We start from the raw sequence: 12,912 nt of genomic DNA, 5'->3' as shown, positions 1-12,912 counted from the left end.
GAAGAAGCGTGGCGTTTGAAATTTTGGTAATTGTGATTAGTTATCTGCTTGGGTCCGTCAGCTTTAGCGTTCTGCTGGCAAGGCTGATTAAGGGCATTGATATCCGCCATTACGGCAGCGGCAACGCCGGAGCAACCAATACGCTGCGGGTTCTCGGTACAGGACCCGCCATACTGGTGCTGATCCTGGATGTGCTTAAAGGCATTATCGCCGTTTGGCTCGGGGTATGGGCGGACGGATGGGGAGGCTGGGTCTCCGCAGCCTGCGGTATTGCGGCGATTATCGGGCATAACTGGCCGCTTTACTTTCATTTCAAAGGCGGGAAAGGTATCGCGACCACGATTGGCGTAATGGCGACACTAGCCTTGGTGCCTGCGCTGTACGCCGGTGTTATCGCCATTCTGTCCATCTTTGTCACCCGTTACGTCTCGCTCGGTTCACTTCTGTTCGTTGCATTGACGCCGGTGTTCCTGCTGTTCACCGGGTTTACATATCCGGTGCTGTGGACTAGCCTTATCATCGCCGTGTTTGCATTCTGGCGGCACCGGACGAATATAATTAAAATCGCGCAGCGGCGCGAGAACAAAATCGGTTCCAAGTCCAAAGGAGGGAAGCGAGTTGTCTGACAAAGTCGCCGTACTCGTCGCGGGCAGTTGGGGCACGGCGCTGGCAAGCGTTCTGGCGGCGAACCATCCGGAGGTTTATCTATGGACGCGCAACGCATCCCAGTCGGAGGAGATCAACGCCAAGCATACCAATGAGCGTTATTTGCCGGGAGCGGTTCTTCCCGATAACATAATCGCCACAACCGATATGGCAGAGGCGGTCGCGGATGCCAAAGCGGTCGTCATCGTGGCTCCTTCATCGGGCATGCGTCAGGTCGCCCGCAGCCTGAAGGCTCACTGGAAGGAAGAGATGCTATGCGTTCATGCGACCAAAGGCTTTGAGACGGAGACCATGAAACGGATGTCCACGGTTATATCCGAGGAGCTTGGCTGTGATGAAGGACGCGTCGTTGTCCTCTCCGGTCCGAGCCATGCGGAGGAGGTTGTCCGCCATTGTCCGACAACGGTTGTCGTCGCTTCTTTGGATGAGAAAGCCGCGATACGGGCTCAGGATTTGTTTATGAACAATGACTTCCGGGTGTACACGAATCGGGATATGCTCGGCGTGGAATTAGCGGGAGCGCTCAAGAACATCATTGCGCTCGGCGCAGGGATGTCCGACGGCCTCGGATACGGCGATAACGCCAAGGCAGCGCTGATTACCCGGGGCATTGCGGAAATCTCCCGTGTCGGCGTGGAGCTCGGGGCGAACCCTCTGACGTTCGCCGGTCTCGCCGGAATCGGCGACCTTGTCGTAACGGCGACAAGCAAGCACAGCCGCAACTGGCGGGCAGGCTCGCTGCTCGGACAGGGCAAGCCGCTGAATGAGGTGCTGGAGTCGATGGGCATGGTTGTAGAAGGTATACGTACAACCCAGGCAGCCTATGCCATCTCCGCCAAATTGGGCGTGCAAATGCCGATTACAGACCAAATTTATCATGTGCTGTTCCTTGGCCGGAGTCCGCGGGAAGCGGTCGAGGCTCTTATGGGACGCGATCCAAAGGCCGAACTCGAGTCCATTTCCCAGGAAACCTGGGAGCAATGGCATACGTGAAGTAACCTTGGAGGGCCCTCACCTTTTACCGGATCTCCTCATATGCTGTATCGGGGATTGACGGAGGAGGGATGACAAATGAGCCGAAATTTTTCCAAGGACGCCTTGAACGCCATCAATAAAAAGGCGGGCAAAAATATCTCGGAAGGCGCCGTTAAAAGGCTGGCCGGTACGGTAAAGCCGGGAACGCTGCAGAGTGAAGCCCAGCTCCGCCAATTGATCAAGCAGGTATCTGCGATGGCCAATGTGCCGGTCAGCGAAGCAACGATTAAGGAAATTATTAGTGCTGTGAAGAAGACCGGGGCGAATCCGAGCAGTATGGAAACCTTAATGAAAATGATGCTTAAAAAATAGGAACTTTCTTATCGAAAAGAGCAAAAGAACCGAAGCGGTTCCGATGCTCTTTTTTTTGTAATCGTGTTATAATATGCCTATAATATCCAGCTGAATGGGGGCATACGAATGGACCCGATGACTAAAATGTGGATGTCCCTGATTGCCATTTTGATTATGGGTCTGTCCGTATTTCTCATTACGTTTGCCCGCAGCAGGACGAAAGGCCTGCTCCGCGGAGTGTTGTCCGTCATCGCTTTTGTCATCATGCTTATCGGATTGCTTGGCGGCGTGGCCTCAATTATGTAAGCCATTACATATGGCTGCTGCGGTAGGGCCGAAGATATGGAGCGAATATTTGAAGGAAGGCTGCAGCACTGGTCTGCCAGGCAATACTGGGAATAACAGGTAACCTTACAGCGTCGAACTGAACATATTTCTGATTGAATCGTAGCACGATTTTTGAAGGAATGGGGCGTGAAGGAATGTTAGCCGGTGATACTATGCCGCAGGGGCTGTGTAAGGCTCTTGTACAGGCTGCTGATGCATTATGCTTTGGGAAAGAGGAAGACCCGCCATTATGGCTTCTGGGAGGAAGCTGCGGGCTGCTTCTGCACGATGTGCCGCTCGCGGCGCCTCCTCACGATATCGATCTGTACGCGGATCTGGAGGCTGTGGACAGGCTCCATACGGCTCTTGGACGATATGCTTGCGGGAAACCAGCCGAAGACTGGAGCCGCGGATGCTTTTCGCTAATTGGCCATTACCGGCTGGATGATTATCATTTGGAGCTCGTATGCGGGTTCAAAGTATGCAGCGGCCCATCGAAGTACAATGTGGAGACCCGCCTTCTGCAGACGGGTGCGCCCGCAAGGGATTACCCCGGTATCGGAAGGCTGCGGCTCATGCCGCTGGCTCATGAGTTCGTATTCAACGTGCTTCGCGGACGTAGAGACCGTTATGAGGCGATCGCCTCTGTCATGAGGAGAAATTTGCCTGCTCACCTTCCGTTGGTTCAGACGCTGATCCGGCACAATTCGCTGGAAATTTCCCATATTGGGCTGCTTGGAGAATTGCTGGGCGTAACCGCGCTCTGTTCATAATATTGCTGTACGTACTTGGAGCGCTAAGAGGAGGATACGACATCGATGAAACCACATAGAGGATATAAGGTTGTCTTTTTGCCGGAGGGGAGACAGATCGAGATTGCCGGAGGCATATCGCTGCTCAAGGCGGCGCGCAAGGCGGGCGTTACAATAGCTACCCGCTGCGACGGAAAAGCCGGCTGCCTGATGTGCAAGGTCAAGATTGAGGAAGAGACTGCAGGTGCGGTTAAGCCCCCTGGAGATATCGAACGGCGCAAGCTTGGCAGCCAGTTGAACGATGGCGTCCGTCTGGCCTGTCAGGCCGTAGTACGGGGGGACGTCCGTGTGACCGTGCCTGAAGACCCTTTGAAAGCTGCCGTACGGCGCAGGCTGGAAGAGGCGCGGCGCGGCCACGAGGATGAATTGTGGTAAGTATGCTGAAGGAGAGGCCGCCAAGCAGGGTGGGAATCATTAGAGGAGTCACTCTGCCGCCTGTACGCGCCGCGGGCGTGCTGGTAACGCTGCTCCTAACTCTTTTCCTGTCCGGCTGCCTGTATACCGGCAGGGAGGAAGGAAGGATCGCCGTCAGCTACCGTGAAGAAGTGAGTCGGGTTCAGTCCGCTGTCGACGATTTCTATCAGGAGGAGGGCCTGCTTCCGATCTTGAACGCTGACAGGGCGACGCCAAGGTTCGAGAAATTCCGGATTGATCTGGACAAGCTGAACAAAAAGGGATATTTGGACGATATTCCGGCGGTGGCCTTCGAGAAAGGAGGCAGCGCCTACTTTTTGCTGCTGGATGAGGAGAGAAGTCCGACGGTTAAGGTGATGGATCTCGTTACGGTTCAGGCCGTGAACGATGTTCAGCGGAAGGTGAATCTGTACCGTTCGGTCAATAACGAGGAACTACCCGCCGCCGGTGAGCGGTATCCAGATCTCTACAAGATCGACGGCAACAAGGCCGGGACGGAGAATCAGAAGCTGACAAGCGTATACTCCGGCGTGGCGATGGATTTTATAATGGATAAGACCGGCGTTGTATACGCTGATTACGCATTCGACATTATGTCAGCGATAGACAAGACGGGCGTGCAGCCAGCCCCGGACGAGGATCTGCGCTCGCTGCTGCTGGGAAGTTCCTGGTTCGTCCCTGTCAAATCGCTCCCGTATTACTGGGTGGGGGGCCAACCTGTTCCCCGAGCATCATCCGAAGAGCAAGGAGCGGAGTAACAGAATACACGTGTCTTATAAGAATGGGCAGTTGTCCGTGGGATGACTGTCTTTTTGCGTGCTATCAAAGATTAATAGATATGTCCGGTCTATGCTTCTTTCAAGAGTTCTATTTCGGCCGGCCTGCTCATATTCATGATGAGAAAGCTTCCGTGTATCAGTAACGCGTGCAGTGCTTCTACTCTGAGAAACAACCTTCAAATTGCGTGAAAGCAGGTCATAAATCCGCAGCGGGTACATATGATGATACTAGTCCAAATGCATGTCCGAGCGTCCGAGTTTACCGCGGGGCAAAGCTTACGGACCTTACGGACCAAGCTTCAGCCGGGCAGTGAGTGCAGAGTCCGGTTCATGCCGTGAAGTCGGTGAACACCGGCGGCAAGCGCGAAGTCGATGCTCTTCAAGCATTTTTTCTTCGGAAGTATATGAGGAGGGGATCTCTTTTGGAAAAAGTGGATATTTTCAAGGACATTGCCGAACGTACCGGCGGGGACATCTATCTGGGAGTCGTCGGCGCGGTCCGCACGGGGAAATCGACATTTATCAAGCGCTTTATGGAAACGATCGTACTGCCTAACATAACGAGTGAGGCGGACCGCGTGCGTGCCGTGGATGAGCTTCCGCAGAGCGCCGCGGGCAAGACGATTATGACGACCGAACCTAAGTTCGTTCCGAACAACGCGGTACAGATCAAGGTTGCCGAGGGGCTTGAGGTTAACGTCAGACTCGTGGATTGTGTCGGCTATGCGGTCGATGGCGCTAAGGGCTATGAGGACGAGAACGGTCCTCGGATGATCTCCACACCTTGGTTCGAAGAGCCGATCCCATTCCAGGAGGCGGCGGAAATCGGCACCCGCAAAGTGATCCAAGAGCATTCGACGCTTGGAGTCGTCGTCACCACGGACGGCACCGTTGCGGAAATTCCGCGCAGCTCGTACGTAGATTCGGAAGAGCGCGTTATTGCGGAACTTAAGGAGGTCGGCAAGCCGTTCGTAGTTGTCATCAACTCCACCCGGCCGAGAAGCGAGGAGACCCAGCAGCTCCGCAGCGAGTTGGCCGCCAAATACGATATTCCGGTCATGGCGCTTAGCGCCGCCACAATGTCCGAGGATGACGTGACCGGCGTGCTGCGTGAAGTATTGTACGAATTCCCCGTGCATGAAGTGAATGTCAATCTGCCGAGCTGGGTGATGGTGCTCCCCGAGAATCACTGGCTGCGCAGCAATTACGAGAATTCCGTTCGCGACACCGTTAAGGATATCCGCCGTCTGCGTGATGTCGACCGGCTGGTTTCCCAGTTTACGGAATATGACTTTATCGACAGAGCCGGACTCAGCGGCATGAATATGGGTCAGGGCGTCGCGGAAATCGACCTGTACGCGCCTGAAGAGCTGTACGACCAGGTGCTGATGGAAGTCGTCGGCGTCGAAATCCGCGGCAAGGACCATCTGCTGCAGCTGATGCAGGAATTCTCCCATGCCAAGCGGGAATACGACCGGTTCGCGGAAGCGCTCGAAATGGTCAAGACGACAGGCTACGGCATCGCCGCTCCTTCCCTGGCCGAAATGGCGCTCGACGAGCCAGAGCTGATTCGTCAGGGCACACGTTTTGGGGTGCGGTTGAAAGCGACGGCTCCGTCTATCCATATGATCCGCGTCGATGTTGAATCTGAATTCTCGCCGATCATCGGCACGGAGAAGCAGAGCGAAGAGCTTGTCCGCTATCTGATGCAGGATTTTGAGAAAGACCCGATCAAGATCTGGGAGTCGGATATTTTCGGCCGGTCGCTGCACAGCATCGTCCGGGAGGGCATTCAGGGCAAGATCGCCATGATGCCGGACAACGCCCGCTACAAGCTGCAGGAAACGCTGGGCCGCATTATTAACGAAGGGTCCGGCGGTTTGATTGCCATTATCCTTTAAGGCGCGCGAAAAGCGCAAAAAAGCGAAGAAAAAAGAGCGGGACGCCGAGGTCTCGCTCTTTTTGTGCGCGTTTTGATGGAACAGGAAATCATTTCAGCTTGTTTTTTTAGGAACGCCTTGAAATTATGGATGGCCTGTATTACTATAAATTTGTTGCGCATCCGGGGAAAGATGCCGGCAATGTTTCACTTTATGAAATAATCACGTATATTTTGCGTTGAAACGGAAACAGTGAACAATAACGGAGAACTTGCCAGGGAGGTGAGAAGAAATGAATAAATCTGATTTGATCAACCAAGTAACGGAAGCAACTGAACTTCCCAAGAAAGATGTTACCAAAGCAGTAGACGCCGTATTCGAGGCGATTACGGAAGCTTTGCAGGGCGGTGACAAAGTGCAGCTGGTCGGATTTGGAAACTTCGAAGTCCGCGAACGTTCCGCACGTAAAGGCCGCAATCCGCAAACCGGTGAAGAAATCGAAATTCCTTCGAGCAAAGTTCCGGCTTTCAAACCGGGAAAGGCGCTTAAAGACGGAATTAAATAATGATTTCTACATAGCCGATCTATTACTATGACTTGCATCAAACATGCCGCCCTTCCAGGCGGCATTTATTTTTAAGAGCGGGAAGCGACAGATTACGAAGAGAGGGGATTAGAGATGAGCGACAGCAAAAACGCAGCCGTCCCGGATGTGGCGGCAAGCGATTATATCGTGGTCAAGGCGAAAGAGAACGGCGTGCAGGTGATTGGACTTACGAGAGGCCTGGATACCCGTTTTCATCATACCGAAAAGCTAGACAAAGGCGAGGTGATGATTGCCCAGTTTACCGATCTTACCTCTGCGATGAAGATCCGCGGCAAGGCGGAGATTATGACCAAGCACGGACAATTGGAAAGCGGGATCTGAACCAGCAGGCATAGCCTGCTTTTTTTTGCATATAAAAAAGTATAGGTTTCACGCTTATTCCAGGTCTTCTGAGCGCGGACAATGCTGTGAGGCGTAAAGGGGGATGAACGATGAACCGTACATGGTGGATTGGGGCGGCGATGCTGGTTACGGCGGTTTCCGCCGCTTTACTTCCGCAGATGGAGAGCCTTCATTCTTCCATGCTGGGCGAACATAGGACGGTGGAGACCCTCTTGTCAGCCAAAGATGGCATCATTCTTGGCGACGCCAATTTGGTGGATTCGGTCGGCAGCCTTCCTTTCTCCATGTCCATCGGCAGCGTCGGCTTAGAGGATGGAGTGCTGTCGCTGGATTTGAAGATAACTGACAGCAGGCTTGAGCCCAGAGAGGTATACGCCGATATGGCCAAGGCTTTCCTCTTCGCTTTCCGGGATACGGAAAATGTCGATCAGGTTATGCTGAGAGTCATAGCGGAAGACAAATGGCTGGGTACGGCCCGTCTGCTGCTGGCAGCGGACGCCAGGCGCCAGGAGCTGTCCGGCGAACTGCTGAGCGAGCTTCAAACGGCCGGCAATCCGCCGCTTCCAGGCCGTCTCAAGGCTGCTTTTCGAATCAGTGAAACCAGCCTTTGGAAAAATCAATTCATTCCTCCCTCATCCGGGTAAAAGTAACTAAGCAGCTTGGAACGGCTGGAAGCCTGGTTGTGCGCGACCCAAAAACATGTGATATAATAGACAAGATTGAGACAAGATTGTGAACAAATGAACGGCATAATTTTTATTGGCTCGGAGGCTGAAATGAAACCGTACCGCATACCGCAACTGGCTAAAACTTATACGGACTACGATATGATTCAGCGGCATACGGACCTGCCGCCATTTCCGGATGCCCGGGTATCATTGTTATATATATTTCTGAACCATGGCGCCGTCAGGAAGCCTGACGCGGAGCTGTGCGGGCTCGTTACCGCACTCGTGCAGCTTGGACTGGATACCCATGAGTCGATTGATCTTTCGGCAGACCCTCCCGGGGAGGATGCTATGCGCTCACGGCAGTTGAAGGTGCTGGCGGGAGATTATTTCAGCAGTTGGTTTTATCATATTTTAGCCAAGAGCGGGGAAATAGGAATCGTTGGTTCCTTAAGCGCGGCAATCGCCGATTTTAATGTACTTAAGGCGCAGCTGTACCTCAAGGCGAAAGAGATGATTCTTTCGGCTGAAACTTATTTGCAGGCCGCGGTGCAGCTGAACATGCGGCTCTTTCTGTCTTTTACCCCCCTGATCGACCGTCCTTTTGCCGAGGCGTGGCAGAATCTGCTGTATGAATTCAGCCGGTGCGAGACCATAGCGGTAGAACTGAAGCGGGGAGCTTCGACTGCCGAAGCGCTGCATGGCTACTGCTTCTGGCATTTGCTGGAGGCGGCTAACGATGAGGAGAGACGGCAGCTGCGGGAACGGAAGCTCGGACCCAAAGAATGGAAGAAGCTGAAAATGAAGTATAAATGCGAATCCCTGTTGACGGACAAGCTGCACCAGGCGATGGATTCCATTCAGAAGATCTTTCTGGATCTCAGGGACGAAAGCCTGGCCCGCGAGCTGCGGGGGACGCTTGACCGTTTCCATCTGCAGTTGAAACTGTCGGGACAAGCTGCGGGGGAGGCATAGGATCATACATGAATAAGTCAACAGCGGCCGGTGATAATGGGATTAAGCCGAAGGAACAGTTTGTGCATTCCGTATTTGAGAAAATCGCCGGAAAGTACGATACAATGAACGATATACTCAGCTTCCGGCGTCACAAGGCCTGGAGGCGGTTTGCCATGGTCAAGATGGCGATGCGCCGCGGGGATACCGCCGTCGATCTATGCTGCGGCACCTGCGACTGGAGCATCGCGCTGGCTGAGAGCAGCGAGACCGGAGGCGTCATGGGACTCGACTTCAGCGAGGGTATGCTCGCCGTAGGCCGCCGCAAGGTGGAAGAGCGGGGGCTCGGCGACCGGATCTCCCTCGTACAGGGCAACGCGATGAATCTTCCGTTCGGTGACTGCTCCTTCGATTACGCTACCATCGGCTTCGGTCTGCGTAATGTGCCTGATCCCGTTCAGGTGCTTAGCGAAATGAAGCGCGTGGTGAAGCCCGGCGGGATGGTTGTCTGCCTGGAATTGTCCAAACCTACAGTCCAGCCATTCAAAGGCATTTATTATTTCTACCTCACACGGATGCTGCCGCTGATCGGCAAGCTGTTCGCGAAAAGCTACGAGCAGTACAAATGGCTTCCCGAATCGCTTGCGATGTTTCCGGACCGAAGGCAGCTGGAGCAGATCTTCCGTGAAACCGGTCTGGAGCACGTGGAATCCTTCCCCTTGACTGGAGGCATCGCGGCATTACACATTGGGCTCAAGGAGAATGTGGATGTTTAAGAAAATTAGTATTTTTCTGCAAATGATTAAGTTTGAACACACGTTATTCGCTCTTCCGTTTGCATTTATGGGCGCATTGCTCGGCTCGATGGTGATGTCCGGCTCGCTTCCTTCCTGGAGGGATATCGGCTGGATCATCATTGCCATGTTCGGCGCCCGCAGCGCCGCGATGGGACTGAACCGGTTAATTGACCGCGTAAGCGACGCCAAGAATCCGCGTACGGCAGGTAGAGCCATTCCAGCGGGATTGTTGAAGGCGGGAGAAGTGATTGTCTTTGTCGCCATTTCCTTCTTCCTGTTGTTCTGGGCCGCGTTCAAGCTGAACCCGCTGTCAGCGAAATTGCTGCCGATTGCGGTGTTCCTGCTTGTGTTTTATTCATTTACGAAGCGTTTTACCTGGGCCTGCCACCTGATTCTGGGCCTCACGATTGCGCTGGCCCCGCTCGGGGGATGGGTCGCGGTCACCGGCAAGGTGGACTGGACCGCTATGGTATTTTATTTTACCATCATGTTCTGGACGGCCGGGTTTGACGTTATTTATTCCTGTCAGGATGTGGAGTTCGACAAGAAGGAAGGGCTTCACTCCATACCGGTCCGCTTCGGTGTTGCGGGAGCGCTTAAGATCGCCAAGGTATTTCATGTCTTGACCGGCATAGGCTTCATATCCTTGCTGTTCATGGCCCATCTGAGCTGGTGGTATATCGCAGGCATGCTGATTGCCTACATTATTTTGTTCTATGAGCATCATATCGTTTCCCCGAACGATCTGAGCCGTCTGCAAACGGCATTTTTCACGATGAACGGGGTGCTCAGCATCGTCGTGTTCTCTTTTACCTTGATTGACCTGGTGGTGCAGACCAACAAATGAGCAATTCAAGATCGAAGGGCTTTATAGTCGGCATTACGGGGGCCAGCGGCGCGATATACGGGGTACGACTGACGGAAACGCTGCTGTCTCTAGGGCTTACGGTGCATCTCGTTATTAGCAATGCGGGCTGGCGGGTTCTGAAAGAAGAGCTGGGCTGGAACGTCTCGGACCGGGAGGGCGTTCTGAATGATCATTTCAGAGGCCGTCCCGGTTCTCTGCTCTATCACCCCGTCGCCGATATCGGAGCTTCCATCGCGAGCGGCTCCTTCCGGACGGAAGGGATGATTATCATGCCCTGTTCCATGGGAACGCTGTCGGCCGTAGCGAACGGCTCCTCCGACAATTTGATGACCCGCGCCGCAGATGTGATGCTGAAGGAGGGGCGTCCGCTAGTGCTCGTCCCCCGGGAGACGCCGCTGCATGCGATACATTTGGAAAATATGCTGAAGCTGTCCCGGCTCGGCGTTCGAATCATTCCGGCCATGCCGGCTTTTTATTTCGGGCCGCAAAGCATGGATGATCTGGTCAACTTTATGGTCGGGAAGGTGTTGGACAGCTTCGGAATTGATCACGCTTTATTTCGCAGATGGGGGGATTAAGATGAAGAGCGGTCCTGCCGTAATCGGCAAAATCAGCTATACCAATTCATGGCCCGTTTTTTTTAACTTTGATCCTTCTGCTCTATCTTTTCCTGCGCGGATGGTTAGCGAGGTCCCTTCCGTGCTGAATCGCGGCATGGCCCGCGGCGATATTGATATTGGGGCGCTGTCTTCTTTTGCATTTGCCGAAGCGAGCGACAGGCTGCTGGTGCTGCCGGGCCTGTCCGTCAGCTCGGACGGTCCCGTGAGGTCGATTCTTTTGTTCTCGAATGGAACGGTGGAAGAAGCGGCGAATGGAACGGTCGCCGTGACGAACACATCGGCTACATCGGTGAATCTGCTGAAAATTTTGCTGGAGAAGGCTGTGGGCGGAAATCCGGAATACATAAGCGCTGAGCCTAATCTGGAGAAGATGATGGAACAGGCGGATGCCTGTCTGTTGATTGGCGATCATGCGATCCGGGCAATGTGGCAGAATAAGAAGTATAGAGTTACCGACCTGGGCGAGATGTGGAAACGGTGGACGGGACTTGGGATGACCTTTGCGGTATGGGCCGTAAGCCGTAAATCGGCGCTGGATATACCAGAGGCGGTCGCTGAGATCTGCCAAGCCTTAATCGAGAGCAAGCGTCGGGGACTGAGGAATCTGGCGCCGATTGTCTCGGAGGCCTGCAATCGAATCGGTGGCGATCCCGGATACTGGTCTGGTTATTTCCAGAATTTGTGTTATGATTTTGGAGAAAGGCAGCAGGAAGGTTTGAATCTCTATTTCCGTTATGCCAATGAAATGGGGCTGCTGCCGCAGAAGGTGAAAATGGAGTTTTGGAGCGATAATCTGCTGACACGGGTGAAGGAATGAAACGACTGCAAATGTTCGGCCTGCTAAATAAAGATATGGATACTCTTGAGAAGGAGCTGTACCGGAGCGTCCAGGGTGATGATGCTCTGCTAACGGAAACGTCACTCCACCTGCTGAAGGCCGGCGGCAAGCGGCTGCGCCCGGTATTTGTGCTCATGGGCGGTAAATTCGGCACATACGATCTGGATAAGCTGAAGCGGGTTGCCATTCCCCTGGAGCTGATTCACAGCGCTTCCCTCGTCCACGACGATGTCATCGACGATGCCGATACGCGGCGCGGCGAGCCGACCGTCAAGGCCAAATGGGGCGACAAAATCGCAATGTACACGGGCGATTATATCTATGCCAAGGCGCTGGCCATAACGGCGGAGCTGCCGAACCCGCGCATCCATCAGATTCTGTCTAGGGCGATGGTGGAGATGACGATTGGCGAGATGGAGCAGATCCGCGATTTCTTCAACAGTGAACAGAGTGTGCGCCATTATTTGCGGCGCATCCGGCGCAAAACCGCGCTGCTCATTGCCATCAGCTGCCAGCTTGGGGCGCTCGCCGCCGATGCTGAACCGGAGAATGCCCAGCTGCTCTACAATTATGGCTATAATGTGGGAATGGCTTTCCAAATCGGCGACGATCTGCTTGATCTGAGGGGAACGGAGAAGCAGATCGGCAAACCGCCGGGCAGCGACATGCGGCAGGGCAATATCACCTTGCCGGTCATCTACACCCTGGAGGACGACCGTCTGCGCGGCGCCCTGCTGGATGAACTGGAGCAGATCCGCGAAGGCCGGGCGGGAGCTGGCCGCGCCATCGATCTGATTCTTTCCGGGGACGGCATTTCCCGAGCGGAGGAATTGGCCACGCGTTACATCGACAAGGCGCTCACCGCGCTGGATAAGCTGCCGAACAACCGCACAAAAGGCAATTTGCGCGACATTGCCTATTTTGTGACCGGCAGGGCATACTGATAATGCTGCGCGGTCCTATTTAATAAATTAACAGACAGCGGCGATTTTGGTAAGATAGCTTAATAGA

At 54.1% G+C, this 12,912-nt stretch carries 17 protein-coding genes; all 17 read left to right on the top strand.

Annotated features, from left to right (window positions below; genetic code table 11):
* The first annotated feature begins 8 nt into the window (after positions 1 to 8).
* The 17 genes from plsY (at position 9) to KP014_RS22320 (ending at position 12,845) form a co-directional block, all read left to right on the top strand.
* The gene (gene plsY, locus KP014_RS22400) at positions 9 to 626 is read left to right on the top strand and encodes a glycerol-3-phosphate 1-O-acyltransferase PlsY (protein WP_036597002.1); all 618 of its coding nucleotides are present in this window, start codon (positions 9 to 11) and stop codon (positions 624 to 626) included.
* Complete coding sequence (locus tag KP014_RS22395; RefSeq protein WP_090834173.1) at positions 619 to 1,659, top strand: NAD(P)H-dependent glycerol-3-phosphate dehydrogenase; 1,041 nt, start codon at positions 619 to 621, stop codon at positions 1,657 to 1,659. The genes plsY and KP014_RS22395 overlap by 8 nt, the downstream gene beginning before the upstream one ends.
* Before the next feature lie 78 nt (positions 1,660 to 1,737).
* Positions 1,738 to 2,013: a stage VI sporulation protein F gene (locus KP014_RS22390; protein WP_036596201.1), complete on the top strand. Its 276-nt coding sequence runs from the start codon at positions 1,738 to 1,740 to the stop codon at positions 2,011 to 2,013.
* Positions 2,014 to 2,121: 108 nt separating this feature from the next.
* A complete protein-coding gene (locus KP014_RS22385) occupies positions 2,122 to 2,301 on the top strand; it encodes a DUF2768 family protein (protein WP_036596203.1) in 180 nt (59 codons plus the stop codon).
* 176 nt (positions 2,302 to 2,477) lie between these two features.
* Positions 2,478 to 3,095 (top strand): hypothetical protein, encoded by a 618-nt coding sequence (locus tag KP014_RS22380; RefSeq protein ID WP_090834174.1) that lies wholly within the window; start codon positions 2,478 to 2,480, stop codon positions 3,093 to 3,095.
* A gap of 45 nt (positions 3,096 to 3,140) precedes the next feature.
* Entirely contained in the window at positions 3,141 to 3,509 is a 369-nt protein-coding gene (locus KP014_RS22375) for a 2Fe-2S iron-sulfur cluster-binding protein (RefSeq protein WP_036604200.1), read from the top strand.
* Positions 3,510 to 3,538: 29 nt separating this feature from the next.
* Positions 3,539 to 4,306, top strand: a complete 768-nt coding sequence (locus KP014_RS22370) for a DUF3939 domain-containing protein (RefSeq protein ID WP_246590567.1) — start codon at positions 3,539 to 3,541, stop codon at positions 4,304 to 4,306.
* A 443-nt stretch (positions 4,307 to 4,749) separates the two neighbouring features.
* Positions 4,750 to 6,228 (top strand): stage IV sporulation protein A, encoded by a 1,479-nt coding sequence (gene spoIVA / locus KP014_RS22365; protein ID WP_036604201.1) that lies wholly within the window; start codon positions 4,750 to 4,752, stop codon positions 6,226 to 6,228.
* A 271-nt stretch (positions 6,229 to 6,499) separates the two neighbouring features.
* A complete protein-coding gene (locus KP014_RS22360; protein ID WP_025691450.1) occupies positions 6,500 to 6,772 on the top strand; it encodes an HU family DNA-binding protein in 273 nt (90 codons plus the stop codon).
* A 114-nt stretch (positions 6,773 to 6,886) separates the two neighbouring features.
* Positions 6,887 to 7,135: a trp RNA-binding attenuation protein MtrB gene (gene mtrB, locus KP014_RS22355; protein WP_036604202.1), complete on the top strand. Its 249-nt coding sequence runs from the start codon at positions 6,887 to 6,889 to the stop codon at positions 7,133 to 7,135.
* A gap of 110 nt (positions 7,136 to 7,245) precedes the next feature.
* Positions 7,246 to 7,800: a hypothetical protein gene (locus tag KP014_RS22350; RefSeq protein ID WP_036604203.1), complete on the top strand. Its 555-nt coding sequence runs from the start codon at positions 7,246 to 7,248 to the stop codon at positions 7,798 to 7,800.
* A gap of 132 nt (positions 7,801 to 7,932) precedes the next feature.
* Positions 7,933 to 8,799 carry a heptaprenyl diphosphate synthase component 1 gene (locus KP014_RS22345; protein WP_036604216.1) on the top strand — a complete coding sequence of 289 codons (867 nt, stop codon included), beginning with the start codon at positions 7,933 to 7,935 and terminating at the stop codon, positions 8,797 to 8,799.
* A gap of 8 nt (positions 8,800 to 8,807) precedes the next feature.
* Entirely contained in the window at positions 8,808 to 9,554 is a 747-nt protein-coding gene (locus KP014_RS22340) for a demethylmenaquinone methyltransferase (RefSeq protein ID WP_036604205.1), read from the top strand.
* Positions 9,547 to 10,422: a UbiA-like polyprenyltransferase gene (locus KP014_RS22335; RefSeq protein ID WP_036604207.1), complete on the top strand. Its 876-nt coding sequence runs from the start codon at positions 9,547 to 9,549 to the stop codon at positions 10,420 to 10,422. The genes KP014_RS22340 and KP014_RS22335 overlap by 8 nt, the downstream gene beginning before the upstream one ends.
* Entirely contained in the window at positions 10,419 to 11,021 is a 603-nt protein-coding gene (locus tag KP014_RS22330) for a UbiX family flavin prenyltransferase (protein ID WP_036604208.1), read from the top strand. The genes KP014_RS22335 and KP014_RS22330 overlap by 4 nt, the downstream gene beginning before the upstream one ends.
* 1 nt (position 11,022) lies before the next feature.
* Positions 11,023 to 11,880: a menaquinone biosynthetic enzyme MqnA/MqnD family protein gene (locus KP014_RS22325; RefSeq protein ID WP_036604209.1), complete on the top strand. Its 858-nt coding sequence runs from the start codon at positions 11,023 to 11,025 to the stop codon at positions 11,878 to 11,880.
* Complete coding sequence (locus KP014_RS22320; RefSeq protein WP_036604210.1) at positions 11,877 to 12,845, top strand: polyprenyl synthetase family protein; 969 nt, start codon at positions 11,877 to 11,879, stop codon at positions 12,843 to 12,845. The genes KP014_RS22325 and KP014_RS22320 overlap by 4 nt, the downstream gene beginning before the upstream one ends.
* Positions 12,846 to 12,912: the final 67 nt, after the last annotated feature.

The sequence above is a fragment of the Paenibacillus sophorae genome (assembly GCF_018966525.1).
GTDB classification, from domain to species: Bacteria; Bacillota; Bacilli; order Paenibacillales; family Paenibacillaceae; genus Paenibacillus_AQ; species Paenibacillus_AQ sophorae.
This window is presented reverse-complemented; position numbering and strand designations above follow the sequence as displayed.

Bases quoted from the DNA above. Each gene is read 5' to 3' on its own strand.
- KP014_RS22390 (WP_036596201.1), top strand. From the start codon at position 1,738: ATGAGCCGAAATTTTTCCAAGGACGCCTTGAACGCCATCAATAAAAAG.
- KP014_RS22385 (WP_036596203.1), top strand. From the start codon at position 2,122: ATGGACCCGATGACTAAAATGTGGATGTCCCTGATTGCCATTTTGATT.
- KP014_RS22380 (WP_090834174.1), top strand. From the start codon at position 2,478: ATGTTAGCCGGTGATACTATGCCGCAGGGGCTGTGTAAGGCTCTTGTA.
- KP014_RS22375 (WP_036604200.1), top strand. From the start codon at position 3,141: ATGAAACCACATAGAGGATATAAGGTTGTCTTTTTGCCGGAGGGGAGA.
- KP014_RS22360 (WP_025691450.1), top strand. From the start codon at position 6,500: ATGAATAAATCTGATTTGATCAACCAAGTAACGGAAGCAACTGAACTT.
- mtrB (WP_036604202.1), top strand. From the start codon at position 6,887: ATGAGCGACAGCAAAAACGCAGCCGTCCCGGATGTGGCGGCAAGCGAT.
- KP014_RS22350 (WP_036604203.1), top strand. From the start codon at position 7,246: ATGAACCGTACATGGTGGATTGGGGCGGCGATGCTGGTTACGGCGGTT.
- KP014_RS22345 (WP_036604216.1), top strand. From the start codon at position 7,933: ATGAAACCGTACCGCATACCGCAACTGGCTAAAACTTATACGGACTAC.
- KP014_RS22340 (WP_036604205.1), top strand. From the start codon at position 8,808: ATGAATAAGTCAACAGCGGCCGGTGATAATGGGATTAAGCCGAAGGAA.
- KP014_RS22335 (WP_036604207.1), top strand. From the start codon at position 9,547: ATGTTTAAGAAAATTAGTATTTTTCTGCAAATGATTAAGTTTGAACAC.
- KP014_RS22330 (WP_036604208.1), top strand. From the start codon at position 10,419: ATGAGCAATTCAAGATCGAAGGGCTTTATAGTCGGCATTACGGGGGCC.
- KP014_RS22325 (WP_036604209.1), top strand. From the start codon at position 11,023: ATGAAGAGCGGTCCTGCCGTAATCGGCAAAATCAGCTATACCAATTCA.
- KP014_RS22320 (WP_036604210.1), top strand. From the start codon at position 11,877: ATGAAACGACTGCAAATGTTCGGCCTGCTAAATAAAGATATGGATACT.